The following is a 22,293-nucleotide window of genomic DNA, read 5'->3' as shown; positions in this document are numbered from 1 at the left end:
CTGCTTTTTGCTTGCGCTGCGCCTGTTACACCATTCAGCATGGCCAGCATGAACGATCAGCTGAATGAACTCCGCGCCCTGGCCGCCAAGGCTGAAAACCGCCGCACAGAGACGGGCATTCCGCGCGTTGCCATGGTTCAGGGAAAGATTCCCGAACACATGCTGGCGGCGGTCTATGATCCGATGATCAACCTGATCCTGCAGGGCAGCAAAACCATGACCGTGGGCGACAGCACGCTGCGGTACGACCCGGCGACCTATTTCGTCATGTCCATCGAGCTGCCCGCAGTGGGCACGGTGCACCCTGCGGCAACAGGCGAACCCTACTTGGCGGTCAGCCTGACGCTTGATCCCACCGTGTTATCCACGCTGCTGGCTGACCTGCCTAAACCTGCTGATCGCCATGAGGGCGACCCTGGTTTCTCGGTGGCCGCCGTCACTCCCGAGCTAATGGATGCCTGGGTGCGCATGTTGCGATTGATGGGCAACCCCGACGCCATCGCGGCCCTGGCGCCTGCGTACGAACGCGAGATTCTGTTTCGCGTGCTGCAAGGCCCCCATGGCTGGATGCTGCGGGAAATCGCAGCACCGGATACGGCCATGGCGCGCGTGAATCAGGCCATCCAGTGGATCCGTCGAGATTTTGCCGAGCCCATCAGGGTTGACAGTCTGGCGCAGAAGGCGGCGATGAGCGTCTCGGCCTTTCACCGCCACTTCAAAGCGGTGACGACCTTAAGCCCATTGCAGTATCAGAAACGCGTGCGTCTGCTCCAAGCGCGGATGCTCATGGTGGTCAGCGGCAAGACCGTCACGGCGGCAGCTTTCGAAGTGGGCTATGAAAGCCCAACGCAATTCAGCCGGGACTATGCGCGCGTATTCGGCCTTCCGCCGGCCGGCGACACACGGAGAATCCTCGGGGAAACGAAGGCTTTCAGAAACTAACGTCGGGAAGACAGGCGAAAATTCCTTGAACGTTTAGCTTGCCAAGCTGACCAGCGAGGGCCTGTAACCTGCCAAAAGCCGATCCGCCATCTGCGAACGATCCGGTGCAACCAGTGAAGATCGGCGGAACCAGCCAGAAGCGGGTATTTAGTTTGATGTTTTAAGCCAAATCAGAACTCATCAAGTAGCGTTCCATCACGATGGTTCGTTCTTCACCGTGGAACGTCTCGCGTACAGCCGAGTAACCAAGTCTCTTGTAGAAAAGCTCCGCTGTAACCGAAGAAGGAACTGACAAGGTTTCGATCCCTAGTCGCCTCGCTGTTTGCTCCACCGTGTTCATGAGTAGGCTGCCGATGCCCTGTCCATGCGACTGTGGCCGGACAAATACAGTCCTGACGACCTGACCATCGAGACTAGCGGTTCCAATAACCGTGTTGCCCTCTAACGCGACAAAAACCATTCGTTTACCGATCAAAACTGCGACAGCGCTCGGCGAAAAGCTTGTTTCGACCTGTTCGATTACAGCCTGAGAATAATCCTTGGCGTTAGTGGTTCTTAACGCTGCGACAATGACTTCGCTTATGCCACCGGCATCCTCTTCGTCAGCCGCTCTAATCTCGATTGCCATCCATTCCTCCGCGGGCATGTTCAGGAAGTTCATATCGTGGCGCTCCAGCAAGCCGCTGTCTGCTTCTGGCCGATAGCGCGGGACAACTGGAGAGCCCAATCACCGTCATCTCGAGAGTTACTGCGCGGCTTACAGCCAAGCCGTTATCGTGATGTGGAAATTCCGGGGGATCCATTCACCTGTAGCTCATTTGAAGAAGCTACTTGGCGTCGTGCCGAACTGTTTTTTGAACATGGTGGCGAACGCACTGGGACTGTCGTAACCCAAGGCGCCTGCCACGTCGATGATCTTCTCGCCTATGGCAATGCGCTCAAGCGCCAACAGCAGCCGCGCTTGCTGGCGCCACCGCCCGAACGTCATGCCGGTTTCCTTGCGAAAGAGCCGCTGGATCGTCTTTTCGTCGAGGTTCAGCCGATCGCTCCAAGCCGACAGCGTTGAACCGTCACCCGGGTCGGATTGCAGGGCCGAGCAGATCGTTTTGATTCGCGAGTCCACTGGCTGAGGAAGTTGCAGAGGCAAGGTCGGCAGCACGGTGAGTTCATCGAGGATCAATCGCATGAGCCTCGCCTCGCGCGAGTCATCCTCATAGGGTGCTGTAATTGCGATAGAGCGCTTGATCAGCTCGCTCAGCAGGGCAGAGATGCTCACCGCTCTGGTTTCATTCGGCAGTCCCCGAAAAAGATCAGGCCGCACAAAAACGCTGCGCATCTTTACCGGGCCAACGCAGCGAATCGAATGTATCTCCCCGCTCGGCATCCATATGCCCCGGCTGGGCGGGACGGTCCATTGACTTACTGCGGAGTGCACAACCATCACACCTTCGATGGCGTAGATCAGTTGATGCTTGGCGTGTGAGTGGGGCTCGATAAACCAGCCTTCCGGATAATCGGTGGCGCTGCTAATGACCGGCCACGGCACTTCGTCTACCGCGGCCAACAATTCTTTCAACGGCTTGGGCATGATTCCCTTTTTGCGAGAGCTCTCGCCCATATCAAGCGAGACAGACAATTTGTTGGAAACCTAGGATAGCGCCACGTCTTGAGACCAGACAGCAAACCTGAAGGCTGAAAGCAATCCGCGCTCCCTACGGCGCCTGATTTCAATGGCCGCCGAGCCGCGAATGCCAACGTCTTGCTGTGTGGCCTGGACGGATACTCACCTTATATTCCCTTCCCTGTCCGGATGATTGCGATGTCCAGCAGCATTACCCCCTCGGCCTCCGCTTCGGTAGCCGTAGCCAGCCAAGCCAGTCCCTTGGTCATGCGCGTGATCGGTGCTTGCGCCTTGGCGCATCTGATCAACGACCTGATTCAGGCCGTGCTTCCCTCGATCTATCCCATTCTCAAAGCCAACTACGGGCTTACCTTTACCCAGGTAGGGCTGATCACTCTGACCTTTCAGCTCACCGCGTCCTTGTTGCAGCCTTGGGTCGGCTACCACACCGACCGTCATCCCAAACCCTGGCTGCTGCCAGCCGGCATGGTCTGTACGCTGCTCGGCATCCTCATGCTCGCCGTTGTCGGCACTTTCCCCGCAATTCTCGTGGCTTCGGCGCTGATAGGCATCGGCTCCTCGACCTTCCATCCGGAAACCTCGCGCGTGGCACGTCTGGCCTCGGGTGGTCGCTATGGCCTCGCACAGTCGACCTTCCAGGTCGGCGGCAATGCCGGCAGTGCCTTCGGCCCGCTGCTCGCCGCGGCCATTGTCATTCCGTACGGACAAGGTAGTGTCGCCTGGTTCGGCCTGTTCGCGGTGTTCGCCATCCTGGTGCTCTATGGTCTCAGCCGCTGGTATCGCAATCACTTGAATCTGTTCAGGCTCAAGCAAGGCGGTAAAGCGACCCACGGACTTTCCCGCAGGCGGGTGACCTTCGCGCTGGTGGTGCTGGCTCTGTTGGTGTTCTCCAAGTATTTCTACATGGCCAGCTTTACCAGCTATTTCACCTTTTACTTGATCGAGAAGTTCGACCTGTCCATCGCCAGCTCCCAGCTTTACCTGTTCCTGTTCCTCGGCGCCGTCGCCGCCGGCACCTTCTTCGGCGGCCCCATCGGGGACAGGATCGGCCGCAAGAAGGTAATCTGGTTTTCCATCCTCGGCGTCGCCCCTTTCACCTTGGCGCTTCCCTACGTCGACCTGTTCTGGACGGGCGTGCTGAGCATGATCATCGGCTTCGTACTGGCCTCTGCGTTCTCCGCCATCGTGGTCTTCGCCCAGGAGCTGGTGCCGGGCAATGTCGGCATGATCGCTGGCGTCTTCTTCGGCCTGATGTTCGGCTTCGGCGGGATCGGCGCCGCACTGCTCGGGCACCTGGCAGATGTTCGCGGCATCGAATACGTGTACCAGCTGTGTTCCTACCTGCCGCTGCTTGGGATTCTGACGATTCTGCTGCCGTCGACCAAAGGGGTGTGAGTCCTGAGTTCCAGTCCGCCAGCCAACCGGGCCTGTTGCGAACCACCGGCAGCGGGCATTGCCCGTGCCAAGGACTTCATCTGGACGGATCCCAACGACGGAACACAGCGCTGGCATTGACGCCGCCGAATCCGAACCCGTTCGACAAGGCGTACTCGATCGGCATGCTTCGCGCGGTCAGGCCCACCAGATCCAGGCCGTCGGCGGCCTCGTCGGGATTGATGAGGTTCAGCGTGGGCGGGACGATCTGATCGCGTAGCGCCAGGACCGTGAAAATGGCTTCGATTCCGCCAGCGGCGCCCAGCAAATGGCCGGTACTGGACTTGGTCGAGGTAATCGCGACGCCCGACCCTGTCCCGAACACGGATCGGATGGCGCCTAGCTCGCCCCGATCGCCCACTTGGGTGGACGTCGCATGGGCATTGATGTGCTGCACATCGCCGGGAGCAATTCCGGCCTGTCGCAACGCCTGCTCCATGGCGCGTCGAGCGCCGCTGCCATCCTCAGGGCCGGCCGTCAGGTGGTAGGCATCGGCGCTGGTACCGTAGCCGACCAGTTCCGCCAGAGGCTTCGCGCCGCGTGCCAGCGCATGTTCCAGTGACTCGATCACCAGCAGGCCGGCGCCCTCGGCCATCACGAAGCCCTCGCGATCACGATCGAACGGGCGCGACGCTTGCTGCGGGCGATCATTGAATCCGGTGGACAGCGCGCGCGCCGCCGCAAAGCTGCCGAGCGTGACGCGGTGGATGGCCGCCTCGGTCCCATGTCCGCTTCGCCGCTGCGGATCATCCGGGCGGCGTCGCCGATGGCCTGCACCCCTGCGGCGCAGGCGGTAACCGGCGCGCCGAGCGGCCCCTTGAAACCATGCTGGATGGACACGTGCCCGGCCGCCATGTTGGCGAGAAACGAAGGTGCTGTGAATGGCGAGAGCCGACGTGGCCCGCGACTGTCGGTGGTGCGCACGGCCTCGGCGATTGCATCGAAACCACCGACGCCGGATGCAATGATGGTGGCGGTTCGTTCGCGCCTTGCCTCGTCGGCGGGGTGCCAACCTGCCTGGTCAAGCGCTTCGTGTGCGGCCACGAGCGCAAACTCGATGAAACGATCCATCTTCTTGCGGTCTTTGGCAGAGATGTGTCGATCCGGATCGTAGCCCGCCTCCTTATCCTCGGCCAAGGTCGGTACCTGCCCTGCGATGGCGCACCCGGTACCGTCCGATACATCACTGGGCAGTGCACGGATGCCCGACTGCCCAGCCAACAGACGGCCCCACACCGCCTCCGTTCCACATCCCAGGGGCCCGACGACACCTGTTCCCGTCACTACGATACGGACTGAACTTGAACCACTCATTACATACCTCGCTTTCAAATGGTCGACACACCATCAGGCTGTGCAGATGGCGGGTTGCGTACTGCCCCGCAGAGTCGCCCGCAGGAATGGCGCCTTCGACGGCTTAGCCGCGGGCGCTCAGATCAAGAATCAAGCAGCTGGTCGAGCCGATGGCATAGAGGCGGTCGTCCACGTCGTACAGACGGCCCTCGGCGACGGCGGTCGACCGGCCGACATGCACCACCCTGCCCTCGGCACGCACCGGCCCGACACCGGCGCGCAGCGCGCGGATGTAAGTGATCCGTAGGTCGGTCGTCGTGTAGCCCTGCCCCGCCTGAAGCCGGGTATGTACCGCGCAACCCATGCAGGAGTCCAAAAGCGTCGCTGCGTAGCCGCCATGCACGCTTCCCAACGGGTTGTAATGGCGCTCGTCCGGGGTGCCCTGGAACAGGAAATAGCCTGACGCCCAGTCCACCGGTACGAAGCCCATCAGCTCGCCCATCGGTGGACGTGGCAGTTCGCCCCGGCCGATAGCATCGAAGAATGCCTGAGGCGTCATCACGGCAGCCTCGGCGAGCGGCACGGTACCGAGCGTTCCCAATTGGGCGCGCACAGCCTTCTCTGCATCCAGCCAGGCGGCCAGACGTTCTTCACGTTCTGCATAGTTCATGGCGAGTCCTCGACGGATGGGCGGTTGCAAGCCCCATTGAATTATGGTCAACATATAAAACACATGATGACCATCATGTAAAGCATGCAGCACCATCTATCGAGGGAAAGCACCATGCCCCAGCCACCATCACCTCCACGCACCTTGCTGCCCATGCTCGTGTTGCTGACAGCCTTGGGCGAGGTCTCCACGCAACTGATAATCCCGAGCCTCGGCGAGCTGGAAGAGGTTCTTGAGGCGGTGCCAGGCAGCGGCGTGCATGCGCTGTCCGCGTTCGTCGCCGCCTTCGGGCTCGGGCAATTGGTGCTCGGCCCGTTATCCGACCGCGTCGGCCGGCGACCGGTGATGATCGCTGGCCTGATCGTCTACATCCTGGCGACGCTGTGGATGCTCGCCGCGACGAGCATGACTGAGTTCACCTTGGCCCGCCTGCTACAAGGGTTCGGCGCCTGCGCCTGTCTCGTGCTGGCGCGCGCGATGGTGCGAGACATCTGGCAGGCGCAGGCCGGCCCGGCGCTGGCGAAGACGGTAATTGGCATGCTCGCCACCATCATGCTTTCTCTGATGGCGGGCGGTGTACTTAATGCCTATGGCGGCTGGAAGGCCCCGCTGTTCGCTTCGCTGATGCTTGGCCTCTCTACGCTGACAGCGGTGGTGCTGGCGACCAGCGAAACCAACGAGACACCCGATCCCACGGCGGGTCGCCTGCGCACCCTGGCGCGGCAGTACGCCGATTTGCTCGGCAGCCGCGCCTTCTCCGCGTTGGCGTTGGCCATTGCCGGTACCTATGGTGCGATGTTCGCCATGATTGCTGGATCTTCGGCGGTATACGTCGGCCTGCTGCATCTGACGCCGGCCGAATACGGGTTTACCTTCGGCGCCATCGTTTCGGGATTGATCGCCGGCGCCTTCATTACCCAACGCTACATCACCCGGCTCGGGCCACAGCGGTTGGTAGGCATCGGAATGGGCCTGGTCGCCGGAGGGGCGCTGATTACGGCGTTAGTCGAGCGGCTGCTCGGGCTGAGTGTTATCGGCTTCTCGGCGCCGCAGCTGCTGGTGACCCTGGGAGGCGGCATGGTGCTGCCCGCGGCGGTGGCCGGCGCGGTGATTCCCAACGCGTACCGGGCGGGCTTGGCTGCCGGCTTCATGGGCTTCGCTCAGATGGCCGGAGCGACCTGCAGCGGGTTGCTGCTCGGGGCCTTGAGCGATGGCAGCGCCTGGCCGTTGCTATTCGTTCATCTGCTGTTCGCGGTGGCCGGCTTCGCAGCATTCCATCTTCTCAACGCAAGGCCCGTCGCTCGGCTGGCCGATGCCCGCGTCGACTGATTGCAAAATCCCAGCAGTCCATGCACGTCGCCAACACCCAAGAAACGGCACTGGTCACCAGTGCTATCAGCGGGGCCAGGCGATATATGCCGACCGCCTGACCGCCCTGCGGCTAGGCTGAATCCGCGCCAGTCAGCTTCAGCAGGCTGGTGCGGGTGTCCTCGAGCAAGCGGTCGGACAATTCCGGATCAACCACGCTGCGCGACAACATCAGCGCACCGACCAGGGCACTGAGCACCAGCGCCGCATGTTGGTCATCTTCAAGGTGGGTGCCAATCTGCGCCAACCGATTGCTCACCGACTCGTCGGTGACCGGGCTGGGCTGGCCACGCTGGCCGAGTTCGGCCGACAGCGTGGGGAACGGGCAGCCCTGCGCCGGCGCGGCGCGGTGGCCCTTCGACAAGTAATGACGAATGAACGTGGCCAGCGGTTGGTCGCCCGACAGGCTGCTGGTGGTGACTTCGTCGAGCTCACTCGCGCAATAGCGCAGTGCCTCCTCGACCAGCTCATCTTTGGACTTGAAATGGGCGTAAAACCCACCGTGCGTCAGGTCCAGCGCTTTCATCAGCGCCTGCAGGCCAGTCGCGTGTACACCATCGCGACGAAAACGCCGCGCGGCCTCTTCGACGATGCGCTGACGGGTCTGAGCTTTGTGATCTTCGGAATACCGCATGGGCGCCTCGGCGATTCATATGCTGCCCGTCATGCTACGCCTTTGGGCCAGTTGGGCAAGCCCGCTTGGCCGAGGGCAGTTCTACAACCGTCCATGACCGCAAGGTCGCGAGGAACAGGCCAAAGGATTCGAACACCTGGTTGCCCGGCCAGCGGACGGGGCCAGCCCCTCTACGTTTACCCGAAGCGGTGACAAGCGAATGACTGCGGCGGCCTGGGTCGGCTTGCGTCTTGACTTCTCAAGCGGCGATCACATCAGCCCTTCCTCGGCCTGCGCCCATGGCGCGGCGGCGAAGCGTTCGGCCAGGTATTCGATCAGCGCTTGCACGCGAGCCGGACGGCTGCGCCCTGGCGGGGTCACGATATGCAGCGCGATCGACTCGACTTGCCAATCGTCCATCGCCGTCTCCAGCGCCCCCGACTGCATGTCCTTCCAGGCCAGGAATTCTGGCTGCAAGGCCAGCCCCAGGCCTGCTTGCAATGCGGGTGCCAGCGCCTCGGCATTGTTCGCTAGCAGCGACGCAGACAGCGCCTGAGCGAATTCGCCATGCCGTTTGTGGCGAAAACGCCAGTTGCTGCCACCGCGTGAATAGCTGTACTGCAAGATGCGATGCCCGGTCAGATCGCGCGGGTGGCCGGGACGCCCATGACGCTCGAAATAGGCTGGTGAGCCGACCAACAGAATGCGCACGGTGCATAACCGCCGGGCCAACAGACTGGAATCGGCCAGGGTCGAGATTCGCAGAGCCAAATCGACCCCCTGGGCAACCAGATCGACCATCTCGTCGCTGAAATTGACATCAAGCACCACGTCGGGATGCCGCGCCATGAATTCGGGCAAGACCGGCGCGAGATGCGAAACACCGAACGACATCGGTGCGGCAATCCGGATGGGCCCGCGCAGGCTGGTCGACTGCTCGGTTACTTCGGCCTCCACGGCCTCGCCCTCAGCCAGGATGCGAGCGGCGCGCTCCAGCGCGGCATGCCCGCTTTCGGTCAGCGACATCCGCCGTGAGGTCCGGTGGAAGAGCATGGTTTTCATGCGCGCCTCCAGTCGCGTGATGGCCTTGGAAATGGTGGCTTGCGACAGGCCCAGCTCGGCTGCGGTCCGGGCGAAGGAACCCGTTTCGGCCACCTTGGCGAAGATCGCCCAGGCTTCGAGATCCGGTAACCTTTTCATAACACGCCTCGAACTAATCCAATCATGGCAATCCTTACATCCCCGGGTTACTTAGCAGGTGGCTGATAATAGCTTAAGAAATGGAAAGTATCTTATTCCATCAATTCCATTCTAAAGATTGTTCCTGCTGCCTATAGTGGCTCCATCGAAAACGAATCGACCTGGAGAAACAGCATGATCGAACATCGCCCTTTTAATACCCTTGGTGGCGCCCATCACGGTTGGCTCGATGCCAAGCATCATTTTTCGTTCGCCGAGTACCGTGATCCGGAGCGTGTGCACTGGGGCGCGCTGCGGGTCTGGAACGACGACACCATCGCCGCCAACACCGGCTTCCCGCCACATCCCCACGCCGACATGGAGATCATTACCTATGTGCGTGAAGGGGCAATCACCCATGAGGACAACCTGGGCAACAAAGGGCGTACCGTGGCAGGTGACGTGCAGGTGATGAGCGCTGGAACCGGTATCCGCCATTCCGAGTACAACCTCGAATCGGATGTCACACAGATCTTCCAGATCTGGATCATCCCCGACCGTCGTGGCGAGCCGCCGGCCTGGGGTGCCAAGCCGTTTCCCAAGGATGACCGTTCCGGCCAGTTCGTGGCCTTGGCCAGCGGGCTGAAAGAAGACGAGGACGCGCTGCCGATCCGCAGTGACGCGCGTGTGCTGGGCGCAACCCTGAAGGCCGGCGAGACGATCGAATACCGCTTTGCCGACGCCAGCCGCTACGGTTATCTGGTGCCGGCCAAGGGAAAGGTGGATATCAACGGCGTGGCGCTGGAAACGCGCGATGGTGCCGCTATCCACGACGAGACGCTCATAAGGATCACCGCCCACGAAGATGCCGAACTGGTGTTGGTGGACACTGCCGGCTAAGCGGCAATGCGCCAGGTGCGGGAGTTACGGTATCTCCTGCGCAGGGCCTGGATCGGTGGCTTTCGCGGCCACCGAGATGGGCTCAATTGCTGCGCAGCCCGCGAACATCCGGGCGAAGGAAGGACATAGGCGAAGGCATGGGCCGAATGTCCTGAACGATGAAGATTTATCTCCCCACATGCATGCACGGCTGGGATTGTCCAAACCGCTCAGCCAGGTTGATGAGTTTGACCATTGTCTCGCACGCTTCACGCAGGCAAAACATAAGCCATGCGCGCTATCCGGCATCGCAGTCAATGGACTCCCCGGAACTCATCGATGAACGTTTCAATTGAAGACCGCTACCTGCCAACCGAACACGGCGAGGTCTTCACGCGTCGCTGGCGTACGCGCCACACGCGCAAGACGCCAATCGTCCTGCTGCATGACTCCCTCGGCTGCGTCGAGCTGTGGCGCGACTTTCCTGAGCGGCTCGCAGCGGCCACCGCGCGCGACGTCATCGCCTACGACCGCCTCGGATTCGGACGGTCCATGCCGCATCCCGGTGGCTGGTCGAATCATTACATTCGCGACGAAGCCGAGCGTCTCTTTCCCCAGGTGTGGCAAGCCCTGGATATCGAGTACTTCATTGCATTCGGCCACAGCGCGGGCGGCATCATGGCGACCAGCCTGGCGTCGCGCTATCCGCGTCATTGCCGCGCGCTGATCGCTGAGTCCGCCTTGGCCTTCGTCGAAGACAGGACTCTTCAGGGCATTCGCCAAGCCCGAGCAGCGTTCGCCGAACCTGGTCAACTGGAACGGCTGCGCAAATATCATGGTGACAAGGCCCAATGGATCCTCTCGGCGTGGATCGATACCTGGCTGTCTGACAGCTATGCCGGCTGGACGATTGCAGACAGCGCACGCGACTTCGCCTGCCCTTTACTGGCGATCCACGGTCTGGAAGACGAATACGGCTCCATCGCTCACCCTCAGCGCATCGCCGCGCTGGGTAAAGGCCCGACACACCAGTTACTGCTCGAAAACTGCCAGCATGTCCCACACAGGGAGCATCCGAAGGCCGTCCTCGAAGCGGTTGAGCGTTTTTTGAAATCGGTGGATGCGTGACGGGTCGCAATCTGTCGCAACGGACGACTATTGCCCGAGTGTCATATTTCGGTAGCGCTCGAGTATCGACAACTCGTGGGTCGAGCGCTGCGCAAAGAACCGGGTGTCTCATTGAAGCGACACTTGTAAGCCCGCGAGAAGCTGGAGGCGTCGGCGAAGCCAATTTCGGCCGCAATGGCCGAAAGCGACATGGCGCTGTTGAGTAGCAAAAACTGTGCGCGGCGCATGCGAAGGCGCATCACATGTTGTTGCGGCGTAATGCCGTATTGGCTCTGAAATACGCAACTGAAATGGCTTTCACTAAGGTTCGCCTGAGCGGCCAGCTCGCCGTTGGTAGGCGGCTGATATAGCCGTCCATTGATCATACGGTTCAGTTCGGCGAGATCGAGACGCGCATGCATGGGCACTTGGGCGATACCGGACGAACACAGCTGCGACAGTTGAGTCATGAGCATGGTGATCAACTGGCACGTCACCATGGCGCGGCCCTGCCCTTCCGCTCGCTTCAGCTGCGTAACGGCAAATTCGATCAGGGGAACCGTTTCACCATCCAGACAAACGAAATCGGCACTGCTGAACAACGTATCCGCAAATGACATACCACATGCCTGCTCCAGCGCCTGGATGAAGGGATCGCCCCATGCCACGTCAAGCACCAGCAGCTCACTTTCCTCACTCAATCCGGCATACACGTGGGCGGCGGAAGCCGGCACCAAGGCTGCCTTGCCAATAGCCAACCGGCCGGCGGCATGTTCGAACTCACAATCCATCCGCCCGCGCCAGCCGAACAGAACCTGAGCGTACTCATGAAGATGCTCGCCGCTCTGACAGGCAATCACGTTACGACGCGCCTGACTTCTCGACACATCGGTGTGAGGGGGCGTTTCCCCGAATCGATTCATAGCTTGAGTATAGGACTCCGGCGATAGGGTCAATGACGCGGTGCGTGATGTGAATACGATGAGGGTGCCAGAAGGTAAACGCCTGCTCCCCCGGGCACCCGCACACACTAAACAACGGAAACCGCCGCCATGCAACTGAACGCCGAGCAAGTCCGAGATGCCCTGCCATGGCCAAGCTTGATCGAAGCGCTGACCGATGTATTCGCCCGGGAGGATGTCTGTTCTCCCGTTCGGCACCATCACTTCATGAACGTACCCGGTGAGCCAGAGGCCACGCTTTTGCTGATGCCAGCATGGATCGAAGGCGAGTATCTGGGCGTCAAGCAGGTCAACGTCTTCCCGGGGAACAACAGCCGCCACCTGCCCGGCTTGAGCAGCCATTACCTGCTCAGTTGTGGGAAAACCGGCCAGCCGCTCGGACTTTTCGAAGGTAACGAGCTGACCGCTCGGCGGACCGCGGCCGCGTCTGCCCTGGCGTCGCGCCTGCTCTCCCGCGAAAACGCCAACAGCTTGTTGATGGTCGGGGCCGGCCGTATGGGTCGCCGTCTGATTCCCGCTCACATGAGCGTACGCCCAATCAACCGAATCCATGTCTGGGACCGCAACGAAGCCGCTTCCCGCGAGTTGGTCGCTGAACTCAAAGCGGCAGACATCGATGCCAAGGTTTGTCGGGACGACCGGCTCCAGCACGTTGCGGGTGAGGTTGACATCATCAGCTGCGCAACCCTGGCGACCGAGCCGGTGATTCTGGGCGACTGGTTGAATCCTGGCGTGCATCTGGACCTGATCGGAAGTTTTACCCCGAGCATGCGAGAAACGGACAACCGCGCCCTGCAGCGCTGCGACGTATTCGTTGACACCCGCGCGGGTGCACTGTCCGAAACCGGTGATTTGATCATTCCAATCAACCAGGGCGCATTCCGTCCCGAGGCAATCGTCGCGGAACTGAGCGAGCTCTGTCGAGGGCAGCATGCTGGACGCGCTGCATTGGCGAACCCTGCCGAAGCGATGACGATTTTCAAATCCGTCGGCGATTCGCGAGAAGATTTAGCGGCGGCGATCCTCGTCCATCGAAATCAGCGCTGAGCTAGCACCGCTTCAGATACGCCCTGCTTGGCACCATCCACAGAACAATAACGAACGGATGGCGGCCCAAGGCCGCTCATCGACGGAGTGCAGATATGACGGACACCACCTTCCCCACTATCGCCCCACCCAACATTTGGCTGGCCCTGCTTCCCATCGTGCTCACCATCGGGCTGCTCAGCCTGCAGATCATCTACTACGGTGACTTCACGCCTCACATTCCGTTGGCCATTGGCTTTGCAATTACCGGAGTCGTGGGCTGGATCCAGGGCTATCGCTGGAAGGACATCGAAGCCGGCGCCTTCCATGTGCTGCACGTCGCCATGCCTGCGATTGCCACACTTATCCTGGTCGGCATGCTCGTCAGTGTATGGATCGCAAGCGGCACCGTACCGATGCTGATCTATTACGGGCTGGAATTGATAAACCCGGCCTGGTTCCTCGCGGCATGCATGCTGCTCTGCTCACTCGTCTCGCTGGCGATCGGCTCGAGCTGGACCACGGTTGGCACCATCGGCCTTGCTCTTGTGGGCATCGGTACGGCGTTCGGCATTCCGCTCTATTGGGTCGCAGGCGCGGTGGTATCCGGTGCATTTTTCGGCGACAAGGTATCGCCCTTGTCGGACACCACCAATCTTGCTGCAGCCGTGACCGAAACTAATGTGTTTGACCACATCCGCAACATGATGCCGACCACGATTCCGGCGATGTTGATCGCCTTTGTGATCTATCTGTTCGTAGGTGGGCAGTCGATGATTGACGAAAGCCAACTGGAGCAGATTCGTCTACTCAAGGAGGGTCTTCAAGCGCAGTTCGACTTGGGTTTCCTGGCGCTGGTCCCGCTCATCGTGGTCATGACGCTGGCGTTTTTCAAGGTTGCTCCGATTCCCGCTCTGTTCACCGGTTTTGCGTTGGGCAGCGTGGTTGCCTTCATCAATTACGACTACAGCTTCAACGAACTGCTGACCTTCGCCCACAGCGGTTTCAAGACCGAAATTGGCAGCGAGGCACTGACCAGCCTGCTCAATCGAGGGGGTGTGACTTCGATGACCTGGGTGGTTACGCTGATGATGTTCGCGCTGGCCTTCGGCGGCGCCCTGGAACGAACTCGGTGCCTGGAAACAGTGGTATCGGCGGTAATGCGGATGAGCCACGGCATCAAGGGCCTGCAACGCAACGCGATCCTGACTTCGATCGCAACCAACGCCGTCGCAGGTGACGTCTACCTGTCGATCGCCTTACCGGGGCGGATGTACGGTCCCGAATACGACCGTCTAGGCTATAGCCGTCTCAATCTGTCCCGCGCCATCGAAGAAGGCGGCACCCTGATGTCTCCGCTGATTCCGTGGAACGCCGGTGGGGCCTTCGTGATCGGCACGCTTGGATTGGCCGTGGCGGCGGGCGACTACAGCAATCTCCTCTACGCCCCATTGGCATTCGCCTGCTGGCTGTCCCCGCTGATCGGCATCGTTTATGCCCAGTTGGGATGGTTCTGCAAACGTGCGGAGAACGAGGTGTCGGCCGACAGCGGCACGACGAGACTAGAGCCGGTGACCGAGCAGTGATCAGGAATGACGCCATGCAAACCCAAGCCAACACGGATACCCGCTCAAGTGTTGCCGTTATCGGTGCAGGTGTCGTCGGGCTGTGCACGGCACTCCAGGCACAGCGAAAAGGCTACCGGGTGACACTGGTCGACCGAGGTGAACCAGGCAAAGGCGCATCGTTCGGCAACGCGGGGTATCTGGCGACAGAACTGATCGACCCGCTCTCCAAACCCGAGACGATCCAGCGAGCGCCGCGCATGCTGCTCGATCCGAACGGCCCACTGGCCCTGCCGATTCGCTATCTGCACCGCAGCCTGCCCTGGCTGTTGCGCTTTCTCGCAGCGGCCAAGCCTGAGCAGGTCGAACAGTCCAGGCGAGGCTTACGGCAACTCAACGGCGAGGCGATTGATGCCTGGAAGCGCACCTTGCAAGACGTTGACGGTAGCGATCACCTGCAGAAGTCCGGTTATCTGCTGGTTTGGGAATCAGCCTCACGTCGGCGCGAAGCCGCGGAGCACAGCCGCTACCTGCAAAGTTGGGGCATCGAGAGCGTCCTGGTCGAGGCCGATCGCATCGCTGAGTTAGAGCCGGCGCTGAGCACGACGGTGTCTCACGCGCTGTTCTTTCCCAACGCGTATCAGGTACGCGATCCGTATTTGCTCTGCCAGCATCTGTTCAGGGTGTTCGAGGCGCGCGGTGGGCGCTTCGTTCAGCAGTCCATCGACAGCCTCAACGCAGACGCGCGGCAGGTCACGCTGACAGGCCCCAAGGAAACCCTTGTGTGCGACAAAGCAATTGTTTGTACAGGCGCATGGAGCAAGTCGCTGATCAATATGGCCGGTCTGGATGTGCCGCTGGAAGCTGAGCGGGGATATCACCTGACCCTGCACGGCAGGACCGCAATGCTCAATCGTCCCGTGGGGTCGGCGGAGCGCCACTTCGTCATGAGCCCCGTGGCGTCAGGTTTGCGTTCGGTGGGGTTCACCGAAATTGGAGGATTGCGGGCCGCTCCCTTCGAGCGCCGTTTCAAGACATTGCTGCGCCACAGCCAGGCCCTGATACCCGAACTTAAACGGCTGTCGATGAAGAAAAGCGAGTGGATGGGTCACCGCCCAACACTGCCCGACTCGCTGCCGGTCATCAGCCGCCATCCAGCCTATTCCAACCTGCTATTTGCCTTCGGCAACCAGCACCTCGGGTTGACCCAGGCGGCAATCACGGCGGAAGTCGTAGTCAGTCTGCTCTGCGGCGAGACGCCTGCGATAGACCCGCAGCCTTATCGGGTCGACCGGTTCACCAAGGCATAGCCAAAGATAACGGCAGCCGTACCCGGCTGCCGCCCGTTCGATCACTCAGTGGTGCTTAGCACGCCACGCTGGATCTGATCACGCTCAATGGATTCGAACAACGCCTTGAAGTTGCCTTCGCCGAAGCCGCTGTCGCCCTTGCGCTGGATAAACTCGAAGAACACGGGACCCAGCACGGTGCCGGAGAATATCTGCAGCAACAGTCGCTGCTCGCCATTCTCTTCTGCGCCGTCGAGCAGGATGCCGCGCGACTTCAACTCCTCCACCGGCTCGCCGTGGTTGGGAAGGCGCCCTTCGAGCATCTCGTAGTAGGTTTCCGGCGGTGCGGTCATGAACACCGTGCCGCTGGCCTTCAGCTTGTCCCAGGTCTGGATCAGGTCATCGGTGAGGAAGGCCACGTGCTGAATGCCCTCGCCGTTGAACTGCATCAGAAACTCCTCGATCTGCCCCGCGCCCTTCGACGATTCCTCGTTGAGCGGGATGCGGATCATGCCGTCCGGCGCGGTCATGGCCTTGGAAGTCAGGCCGGTGTACTCGCCTTTGATATCGAAGTAGCGGATCTCGCGGAAGTTGAACAACTTCTCGTAAAAGTCCGCCCAGTAGACCATGCGGCCCCGGTACACATTGTGGGTCAGGTGATCGATGATCTTTAGGCCAGCACCCACTGGATGACGATCAACGCCTTCGAGAAAAACAAAGTCGATGTCGTAGATGGAGCTGCCTTCGCCGAAACGGTCGACCAGATACAGCGGCGCACCGCCGATACCCTTGATCGCTGGCAGACGCAGCTCCATCGGCCCGGTGGGCAGTTCAATGGCTTGCGCCCCCAACTCCAGCGCACGGGTATAGGCCTTCTGCGCATCCTTCACGCGGAAGGCCATGCCACACACCGACGGGCCGTGCTCGGCGGCAAAATACGCCGCGATGCCCTTGGACTCGCGGTTGACGATGGCGTTGATTTCACCCTGACGGTACAGCGCCACGTCTTTCGAGCGGTGGTTGGCGACATGGGAGAAACCCATGCTTTCCAGCACTGGCTCGATGACGTTCGGGTTGGGCGAGGCGAATTCGATGAACTCGAAGCCCATGAGGCCCATTGGGTTTTCAAACAGATCGGCCATGATTGGCTCCTTGATTAACTGTGCATGAGAGGGTCGACGCGAAAGCGTCAGCCCGGCGGTGCACAGGAAATACCCCGAACGCTGCGACCGAGGTGATCGCCGAGGGTGAGACGGAAGCCAAGGATTTTCATTCGGCGGTCACTGAGGCTTCGCCGAATGACCGCCGCAAATCAGCGGATCGCGACACCACCGCCCCGCGCTGCTGGGTCAGCGTGAGGCGAAGCAATTGCTCATGTTCACCAGCGTGGCGGAACCGGACCACCGGAGCGGCCACGTCGCCCACCGCTCCGGCTGCCAAAGCGTTCCGGAGCCGGCCAGACCAAGCAGTACGGTAAGCGGTATACGGATCCATATTCTTTGCCACGACTGGGTGCAAGAGCGCGTCTGATTTATCGAACGCCATTTTGTTTGCGTAATTGAATTACGTTTAGCGAAATCTGCGGCAGCCATGCCCGGCTGTCAAGCCTTTATCGGTGGCTCACAACAGTGACTCCAAATGATCGAACACACCATTCATCCCCTTCCCAGAACGAGTTACCGCACGACGATGCCGAACCTGTGACACACACAACCTATATAAGGAGCGACCGTGAATCGATATCTCGACAAAACCGCATCACAGAACGTGCATGGCTGGGAGCGTGCGGCTTCGATCCGCGCTGGACTGATGCTGCTGGGCAGAGGCGTGCGGCACGGCGGTTTGAGTGGGCTGCTGCAACTGGCCATGGGCGGCATGGCACTGACCCGCGGCATCAGCGGGCGCTGTGAGGCCAAGCGCATCCTGACCGAGGCCGACCAGCAAGAGCGACATCAGAACGTGGCAAACAAGCAGCGCTATAGCCATATGCCCCTCGACTCTGAAGTGCACAGCCCTGACTTCTTAGAGCCCGAAGTGACGCTTCCCAATACCACGCCGATGGGGCATGAAACGCACCCAGGCGAGCGGCACAACGTCAGCCGATAGAGGGCGCTGGTGAGTTGGGCAACGCTCTGCTCACCACTGATGAAAGCCATATTGACGGAAGGTGCCAGGCTGCGACCGACGCGCAGCAGCTTGGCTTTTGTCGGTGTCGAAGCTGGCGTTTGGACCTGCCGCCGAACGGTGATTGTCGATGTTTTGACGGCATGATATCTATGCGACGTGATTCCGTCACATTGGTAAAACCCTAGGAAGACATCATGGACATAACGAAGATGGATACCGACGACGCTGGCAGCTGGGGAGTCGTTTACTCATACGGCAGCGTATTGGCGGTGTTTCAAAATGAGCAGGATGCCCAGAACGAAGCCGCCAGTTTCGGAGGTGCGGTCGTTCGCATAGCGCGAGACTTCCTCACCGCTGTCAGTGAAATGGGTGCAACCGCGACGCTGGGTAATCAGTCCCGACCCGTGTGACTCCACGGTTGGCATGAGCCGCACCACCACTCTTCACGCAAGAAAAACCCAGGGTGTCCAACCACTCTCTGATTCGCCCTGTGCCAAACGCAACGGCGATGCGACTGGCGGCGCTGGGGTTGAGGAGCGGAACTCGTGGTGATAAGGAATCAGACCGGTCCCGGTTCGCTGGAACTCGACGAAGCTGTAGCCGTCAGCCCATATTTCCGCCTCGTCTTGAATCTTCTTCATTATTTCTGGGCCTGCTGAACAATCCCATCCGGGCGAATGCGCGACTCGTCCCGCTCCATCACTTTATGACGCTGTTGAAAAACGAGGTCTAAAGCGCGGCTAGGCTGAATATCGACGTCGTCGAAGGTGATCAATTGGCCTGGCTCGACGGCTCGCTTGAGCACGGTATTGCGCAGCAGACCGATGGGCACATGATCGAGCTCATCGATTAGCCGCACCGCTTCGCCACGCACATCGAAGCCGCCGATACCCCGGCTGATCACTTCGCCGGCTTTCATGTCGCGCTTGGCTACCGCCGCGACACCCAAGGTGGGCTGAACAGAGTTATTCAGCAGCACGCCACCACCGGCCAGAACGCGGCGCACCGTCTTTCCGACCTCAAGCGAGCACAGGTGAAACGGACGCGTCAGCACATAGTACGGACCAGGGCCCAACTTGAAGTATTCGATCGCCGGGGCTTGCTCTTGGTCGTGCCGGCAGACCAGAAAAACCCCACCAGCCGGATAGCCGCTGGGCAGAACATAATCGACGATGGGCTGGCCGAGGCCATCGGCGATCAGTCCAAGGACGTTACCGCTACGGTTCAGGTCGGTGGAGGCCAAGCCTTCCAGGCCGCGTCGGGTAATGGTCGCGCCGAAACCATTACCGACCACCACCTGTTCGATCTGCACTTTGGTGCCATCGGTGAAAGAGGTGGTCTGCTCGATGCTGATGCCCTGCCGCTTGGCCCAGTAGGCCATGTCCTCGCGGCTCGGATTGTGGTTCAGGTAGCCCTTCATATTGCCGTATACGAGCGGCTGAAAGCCCATTTGCAAGGCCTCCTCGCGCAACGCGGCCAATGAGCCGGGCTGATCGCCCTCGGCTTCAGTCAGCAATCCTTTACCAGACAGATAGGAACCGGTGGTGACCTGAAGCTCCGCATTGACGGTGACGACCGGCAGTCCGGCTTCGAATGCGCGCTCGATCACTTCCGTTCCGAAGAACACGTCGCCTGTACACTCGACGATGATGTCCGAGTGCTCGATGAGTTCGTCGATGGAGTTCGTCAAAACCTCCTGGAGAGGAAAATCGCCCAAGGTCCCGATACTTCTACGGGTCAGGACCCGGCTGATCTGCAGATCCTTGTAGTGCTGCATGATCAGTCGAACGAAACAGTGCGAGATCATCCCTGTGCCTGAAACACCCACGCGTCTAACAGCTGAATCGCTCATCCACGGAATTCCATTTGCTTAAACGTGAAGCTCAGACCGTTACATTCGGAAAAAGTTTTTCCACCCTGCACGGCTCAGCGTTGGCCTGCTCCTTGCGCGACCGCAAACTGGGCCAGGCTAGGCCCTTCACCGCCAATTTGCGGATAGGTCCTGAATGGCACACGGCTTGGCACCGGTCCGAACGGAGTCGATGGCACGTCGCTCATTTGCCTGATCACATGGCGCAGTTCGTCGCGCCATGGCTTGGGCTTGATACCAAAGGTGCTTTCAATCCGGCTGCAATCGAGCACCGACCAGGCGGGCCTGGCCGCAGCGCGGGGCAGGCTCCCACTGGTTACCGGCAACACGTGAGGCGCCTTGTCGATCAGGCCGGCCCGCTCGGCTTCGCGGAAAACCTCGACGGCGAACTCAGCCCACGAACAGGGCGAAGTGCCGCTGTAATGATAAAGCCCCCATTCGAGATCGCCGTCGCGGCAGTAGCGCAGCGCCAATTCGATCAGCACCCGCGCGACACTGCGTGAGCGGGTCGGGCAGCCGATCTGATCACTGACGACTGAAATTTCGTCGGTCTTGCGACCGAGATTCAGCATGGTCTTGACGAAGTTGTTGCCGTGCTCGCCATAGATCCAGCTGGTGCGCAGAATCAGGTATCGATCCAGTGTCTCGCTGATGGCGATCTCCCCTGCCCGTCGCGTTTCGCCGTACACACAGATCGGCACTGCCGGGTCGGATTCCCGATAAGGCACCGAGGCGTCTCCCTTGAAGACGTATTCGCTGGACAGGTGAAACAATGGAATTCCGAAGTGCCTGGCGGCCTGAGCCAGATTAGCGGCACCGTCGCGGTTCACCGCTTCGGCATGGACGACCTCGGCTTCGGCATGATCGAGGTTGGTATACGCCGCTGCGTTGATGATCAGCGCCGGCTGGTAGCGTTCGATCGCCTGATTGATCTGCGCAGGCACGGTGATATCGAGATCCTGACGCGTCAGCCCGATGGCCTCCAGCCCAAAGCTGGCGGCTTGATTGACCAGACAACGGCCCACTTGGCCACCCGCGCCGCATACCAGGACGCGCATGTTCGGCCTGGGTTGTGGGGGATGTGTTGCTTCCAGCTTTTCCGGCTCCGCGGAAGGTTCGCTCGCCAAGGCTGATGGCGTCTCGGAGGGAGTCCGCGGATCAACCGTCGTCGAGGCAGCGCTCAACGACTTTGGGATCAGTTCGCGTACGCTTACACCCAGCGCCTCCACCGGTGCGTCGGCCCCTTCTGGTTCCGGCGAGAAGCGTACGCTTTCAAGCAGACCACTCATCACGATCCTGGCTTTGCCGAATTGACCACGCTGCAGCATTTGCGCAGCTTGCCCTAGGCGTGAAGCCAGCAACCCCAGCATTCGGCGCTTACGAAAGTATTTGCGCGCCACGAATAGTTCATTGCGCACCAGATGTCGATGCAACGCCACCCGGTCCGGGTCCGTCTCTCGGAGAATATCGATGGCACCGCTGACCCGTCGCATATGCAGCACCCTGCTCGCCGCCACCAGATAACCCGGTACCTCCTGGGTGATGCGCAAGGTGAATTCGGTATCGTCGCCCCACATGAACATGGGTGCGATAGGCAGGCCATGCTGCCGTAACGACGTCCGAGGGACGAGGATCGAGACGAAGGTAGCCGGACGCACGGGAATCACCCCGATGTCGAGCAGTGCTGGCCAATTCTCATAATCAATGGCATTGGTACGTTCATCGATGCGAGGAACATTGGTCAGTAGCCCGTCTTCGGTATGAGCCGTCGAAACGAGGAATGAGTGTGGTTTGTCACGCGCACGAAGCCGCTTATCAGCCTCGACCAACTGTTCCAAGGCATCCGGCTCGGGAATGACATCGTCATCCATCATCCAGACAAAATCGGCACCCTGTTGGTAGGCGATGCGAAACCCGGCACTGAAACCTCCCGAGGCACCGGTATTGCGCGACAGTACGTATACCTTGAGGTTTGCAATTCCTGACTCGAGCAGCATCTCCTCGGTCCCGTCATGACTGGCGTTATCGACGACGATAATGGCGTCGCATGGCCGGGTTTGAGCGCTGATGCCGTCCAGGCAACGCTTAAGCAAGCCTTTACGTTTGTACGACAGTACAACGGCGTATATCTGATCCATAGGTCGCTTGGTCCGTGATCGAGAGGCAGGTGTCATTTCGGTCTGGTCGTTTTGTCACCCGGCCGCGATAACAGGGGTCGCGCCAGATGCCGCTGCGGCGCTTTCTCTGGGTTTGAGCACAGCGCTCAGGTCGGACCGAGGAAGACGAATGAGGTTCAGTGCCTCGCAACGAAATGACGCCTAAACCGA

20 protein-coding genes and 1 pseudogene are annotated in these 22,293 nt (G+C 60.5%); 10 read left to right on the top strand and 11 right to left on the bottom strand.

What is annotated here, in order from left to right; all coding sequences use genetic code 11:
• Window positions 1–48: 48 nt before the first annotated feature.
• The gene (locus CH92_RS09855; protein WP_025241609.1) at window positions 49–942 is read left to right on the top strand and encodes an AraC family transcriptional regulator; all 894 of its coding nucleotides are present in this window, start codon (window positions 49–51) and stop codon (window positions 940–942) included.
• A gap of 160 nt (window positions 943–1,102) precedes the next feature.
• Here CH92_RS09855 and CH92_RS09850 read toward each other — a convergent pair whose 3' ends face one another.
• Window positions 1,103–1,603, bottom strand: a complete 501-nt coding sequence (locus CH92_RS09850; RefSeq protein ID WP_336434112.1) for a GNAT family N-acetyltransferase — start codon at window positions 1,601–1,603, stop codon at window positions 1,103–1,105.
• A 153-nt stretch (window positions 1,604–1,756) separates the two neighbouring features.
• Window positions 1,757–2,530 carry an AraC family transcriptional regulator gene (locus tag CH92_RS09845; RefSeq protein WP_025241607.1) on the bottom strand — a complete coding sequence of 258 codons (774 nt, stop codon included), beginning with the start codon at window positions 2,528–2,530 and terminating at the stop codon, window positions 1,757–1,759.
• 231 nt (window positions 2,531–2,761) lie between these two features.
• On the opposite strand from CH92_RS09845, the gene CH92_RS09840 reads away from it, so the two are divergent.
• Window positions 2,762–3,979 carry an MFS transporter gene (locus tag CH92_RS09840; RefSeq protein WP_025241606.1) on the top strand — a complete coding sequence of 406 codons (1,218 nt, stop codon included), beginning with the start codon at window positions 2,762–2,764 and terminating at the stop codon, window positions 3,977–3,979.
• Window positions 3,980–4,055: 76 nt separating this feature from the next.
• Here the strand turns inward: CH92_RS09840 and fabF are convergent.
• Window positions 4,056–5,332, bottom strand: a pseudogene (gene fabF, locus CH92_RS09835) (beta-ketoacyl-ACP synthase II).
• A 103-nt stretch (window positions 5,333–5,435) separates the two neighbouring features.
• Window positions 5,436–5,981 (bottom strand): PaaI family thioesterase, encoded by a 546-nt coding sequence (locus CH92_RS09830; protein ID WP_025241605.1) that lies wholly within the window; start codon window positions 5,979–5,981, stop codon window positions 5,436–5,438.
• Window positions 5,982–6,095: 114 nt separating this feature from the next.
• Between CH92_RS09830 and CH92_RS09825 the strand changes: the two genes are divergently transcribed.
• Window positions 6,096–7,310, top strand: coding sequence for an MFS transporter (locus CH92_RS09825; RefSeq protein WP_025241604.1), 1,215 nt, complete (start codon window positions 6,096–6,098; stop codon window positions 7,308–7,310).
• A 112-nt stretch (window positions 7,311–7,422) separates the two neighbouring features.
• Here the strand turns inward: CH92_RS09825 and CH92_RS09820 are convergent, their stop codons facing one another.
• On the bottom strand, window positions 7,423–7,983 hold the full coding sequence (locus tag CH92_RS09820; RefSeq protein ID WP_025241603.1) for a TetR/AcrR family transcriptional regulator: 561 nt from the start codon (window positions 7,981–7,983) through the stop codon (window positions 7,423–7,425).
• A gap of 249 nt (window positions 7,984–8,232) precedes the next feature.
• Window positions 8,233–9,162 carry a LysR family transcriptional regulator gene (locus tag CH92_RS09815; protein WP_025241602.1) on the bottom strand — a complete coding sequence of 310 codons (930 nt, stop codon included), beginning with the start codon at window positions 9,160–9,162 and terminating at the stop codon, window positions 8,233–8,235.
• Between the two features lie 174 nt (window positions 9,163–9,336).
• Between CH92_RS09815 and CH92_RS09810 the strand changes: the two genes are divergently transcribed.
• Window positions 9,337–10,041 (top strand): pirin family protein, encoded by a 705-nt coding sequence (locus CH92_RS09810; RefSeq protein WP_025241601.1) that lies wholly within the window; start codon window positions 9,337–9,339, stop codon window positions 10,039–10,041.
• A gap of 318 nt (window positions 10,042–10,359) precedes the next feature.
• Window positions 10,360–11,148 carry an alpha/beta fold hydrolase gene (locus CH92_RS09805; protein ID WP_025241600.1) on the top strand — a complete coding sequence of 263 codons (789 nt, stop codon included), beginning with the start codon at window positions 10,360–10,362 and terminating at the stop codon, window positions 11,146–11,148.
• Between the two features lie 41 nt (window positions 11,149–11,189).
• On the opposite strand, the gene CH92_RS09800 is transcribed toward CH92_RS09805, so the two are convergent.
• Window positions 11,190–12,083: a helix-turn-helix transcriptional regulator gene (locus CH92_RS09800; RefSeq protein WP_200869649.1), complete on the bottom strand. Its 894-nt coding sequence runs from the start codon at window positions 12,081–12,083 to the stop codon at window positions 11,190–11,192.
• Between the two features lie 96 nt (window positions 12,084–12,179).
• Between CH92_RS09800 and CH92_RS09795 the strand changes: the two genes are divergently transcribed.
• From CH92_RS09795 to CH92_RS09785, 3 genes are all read left to right on the top strand, one after another.
• Entirely contained in the window at window positions 12,180–13,136 is a 957-nt protein-coding gene (locus CH92_RS09795; protein ID WP_025241598.1) for an ornithine cyclodeaminase family protein, read from the top strand.
• A 95-nt stretch (window positions 13,137–13,231) separates the two neighbouring features.
• Window positions 13,232–14,701, top strand: coding sequence for a Na+/H+ antiporter NhaC (gene nhaC, locus CH92_RS09790; RefSeq protein ID WP_025241597.1), 1,470 nt, complete (start codon window positions 13,232–13,234; stop codon window positions 14,699–14,701).
• Window positions 14,702–14,715: 14 nt separating this feature from the next.
• Entirely contained in the window at window positions 14,716–15,990 is a 1,275-nt protein-coding gene (locus CH92_RS09785; RefSeq protein WP_025241596.1) for an NAD(P)/FAD-dependent oxidoreductase, read from the top strand.
• 41 nt (window positions 15,991–16,031) lie between these two features.
• Here the strand turns inward: CH92_RS09785 and hppD are convergent, their stop codons facing one another.
• Window positions 16,032–17,111, bottom strand: a complete 1,080-nt coding sequence (gene hppD / locus CH92_RS09780) for a 4-hydroxyphenylpyruvate dioxygenase (protein ID WP_025241595.1) — start codon at window positions 17,109–17,111, stop codon at window positions 16,032–16,034.
• 589 nt (window positions 17,112–17,700) lie between these two features.
• Here hppD and CH92_RS09770 point away from each other — a divergent pair.
• On the top strand, window positions 17,701–18,075 hold the full coding sequence (locus CH92_RS09770) for a YgaP family membrane protein (RefSeq protein WP_025241593.1): 375 nt from the start codon (window positions 17,701–17,703) through the stop codon (window positions 18,073–18,075).
• 215 nt (window positions 18,076–18,290) lie between these two features.
• On the top strand, window positions 18,291–18,506 hold the full coding sequence (locus tag CH92_RS09765; protein ID WP_025241592.1) for a hypothetical protein: 216 nt from the start codon (window positions 18,291–18,293) through the stop codon (window positions 18,504–18,506).
• Between the two features lie 33 nt (window positions 18,507–18,539).
• Here the strand turns inward: CH92_RS09765 and CH92_RS09760 are convergent, their stop codons facing one another.
• From CH92_RS09760 to rfbD, 3 genes are all read right to left on the bottom strand, one after another.
• Window positions 18,540–18,737: a hypothetical protein gene (locus tag CH92_RS09760; protein ID WP_025241591.1), complete on the bottom strand. Its 198-nt coding sequence runs from the start codon at window positions 18,735–18,737 to the stop codon at window positions 18,540–18,542.
• Window positions 18,737–19,903 carry an SAF domain-containing protein gene (locus CH92_RS09755; protein WP_025241590.1) on the bottom strand — a complete coding sequence of 389 codons (1,167 nt, stop codon included), beginning with the start codon at window positions 19,901–19,903 and terminating at the stop codon, window positions 18,737–18,739. The genes CH92_RS09760 and CH92_RS09755 overlap by 1 nt, the downstream gene beginning before the upstream one ends.
• A 119-nt stretch (window positions 19,904–20,022) precedes the next feature.
• Complete coding sequence (rfbD, locus tag CH92_RS21465; RefSeq protein ID WP_051517555.1) at window positions 20,023–22,104, bottom strand: dTDP-4-dehydrorhamnose reductase; 2,082 nt, start codon at window positions 22,102–22,104, stop codon at window positions 20,023–20,025.
• Between the last annotated feature and the right edge of the window lie 189 nt (window positions 22,105–22,293).

This window comes from Stutzerimonas stutzeri (genome assembly GCF_000590475.1).
Classification (GTDB): Bacteria; Pseudomonadota; Gammaproteobacteria; order Pseudomonadales; family Pseudomonadaceae; genus Stutzerimonas; species Stutzerimonas stutzeri_D.
Note: the sequence above shows the minus strand (reverse complement) of the source record. Positions and strands in the feature narration are given on the sequence as shown.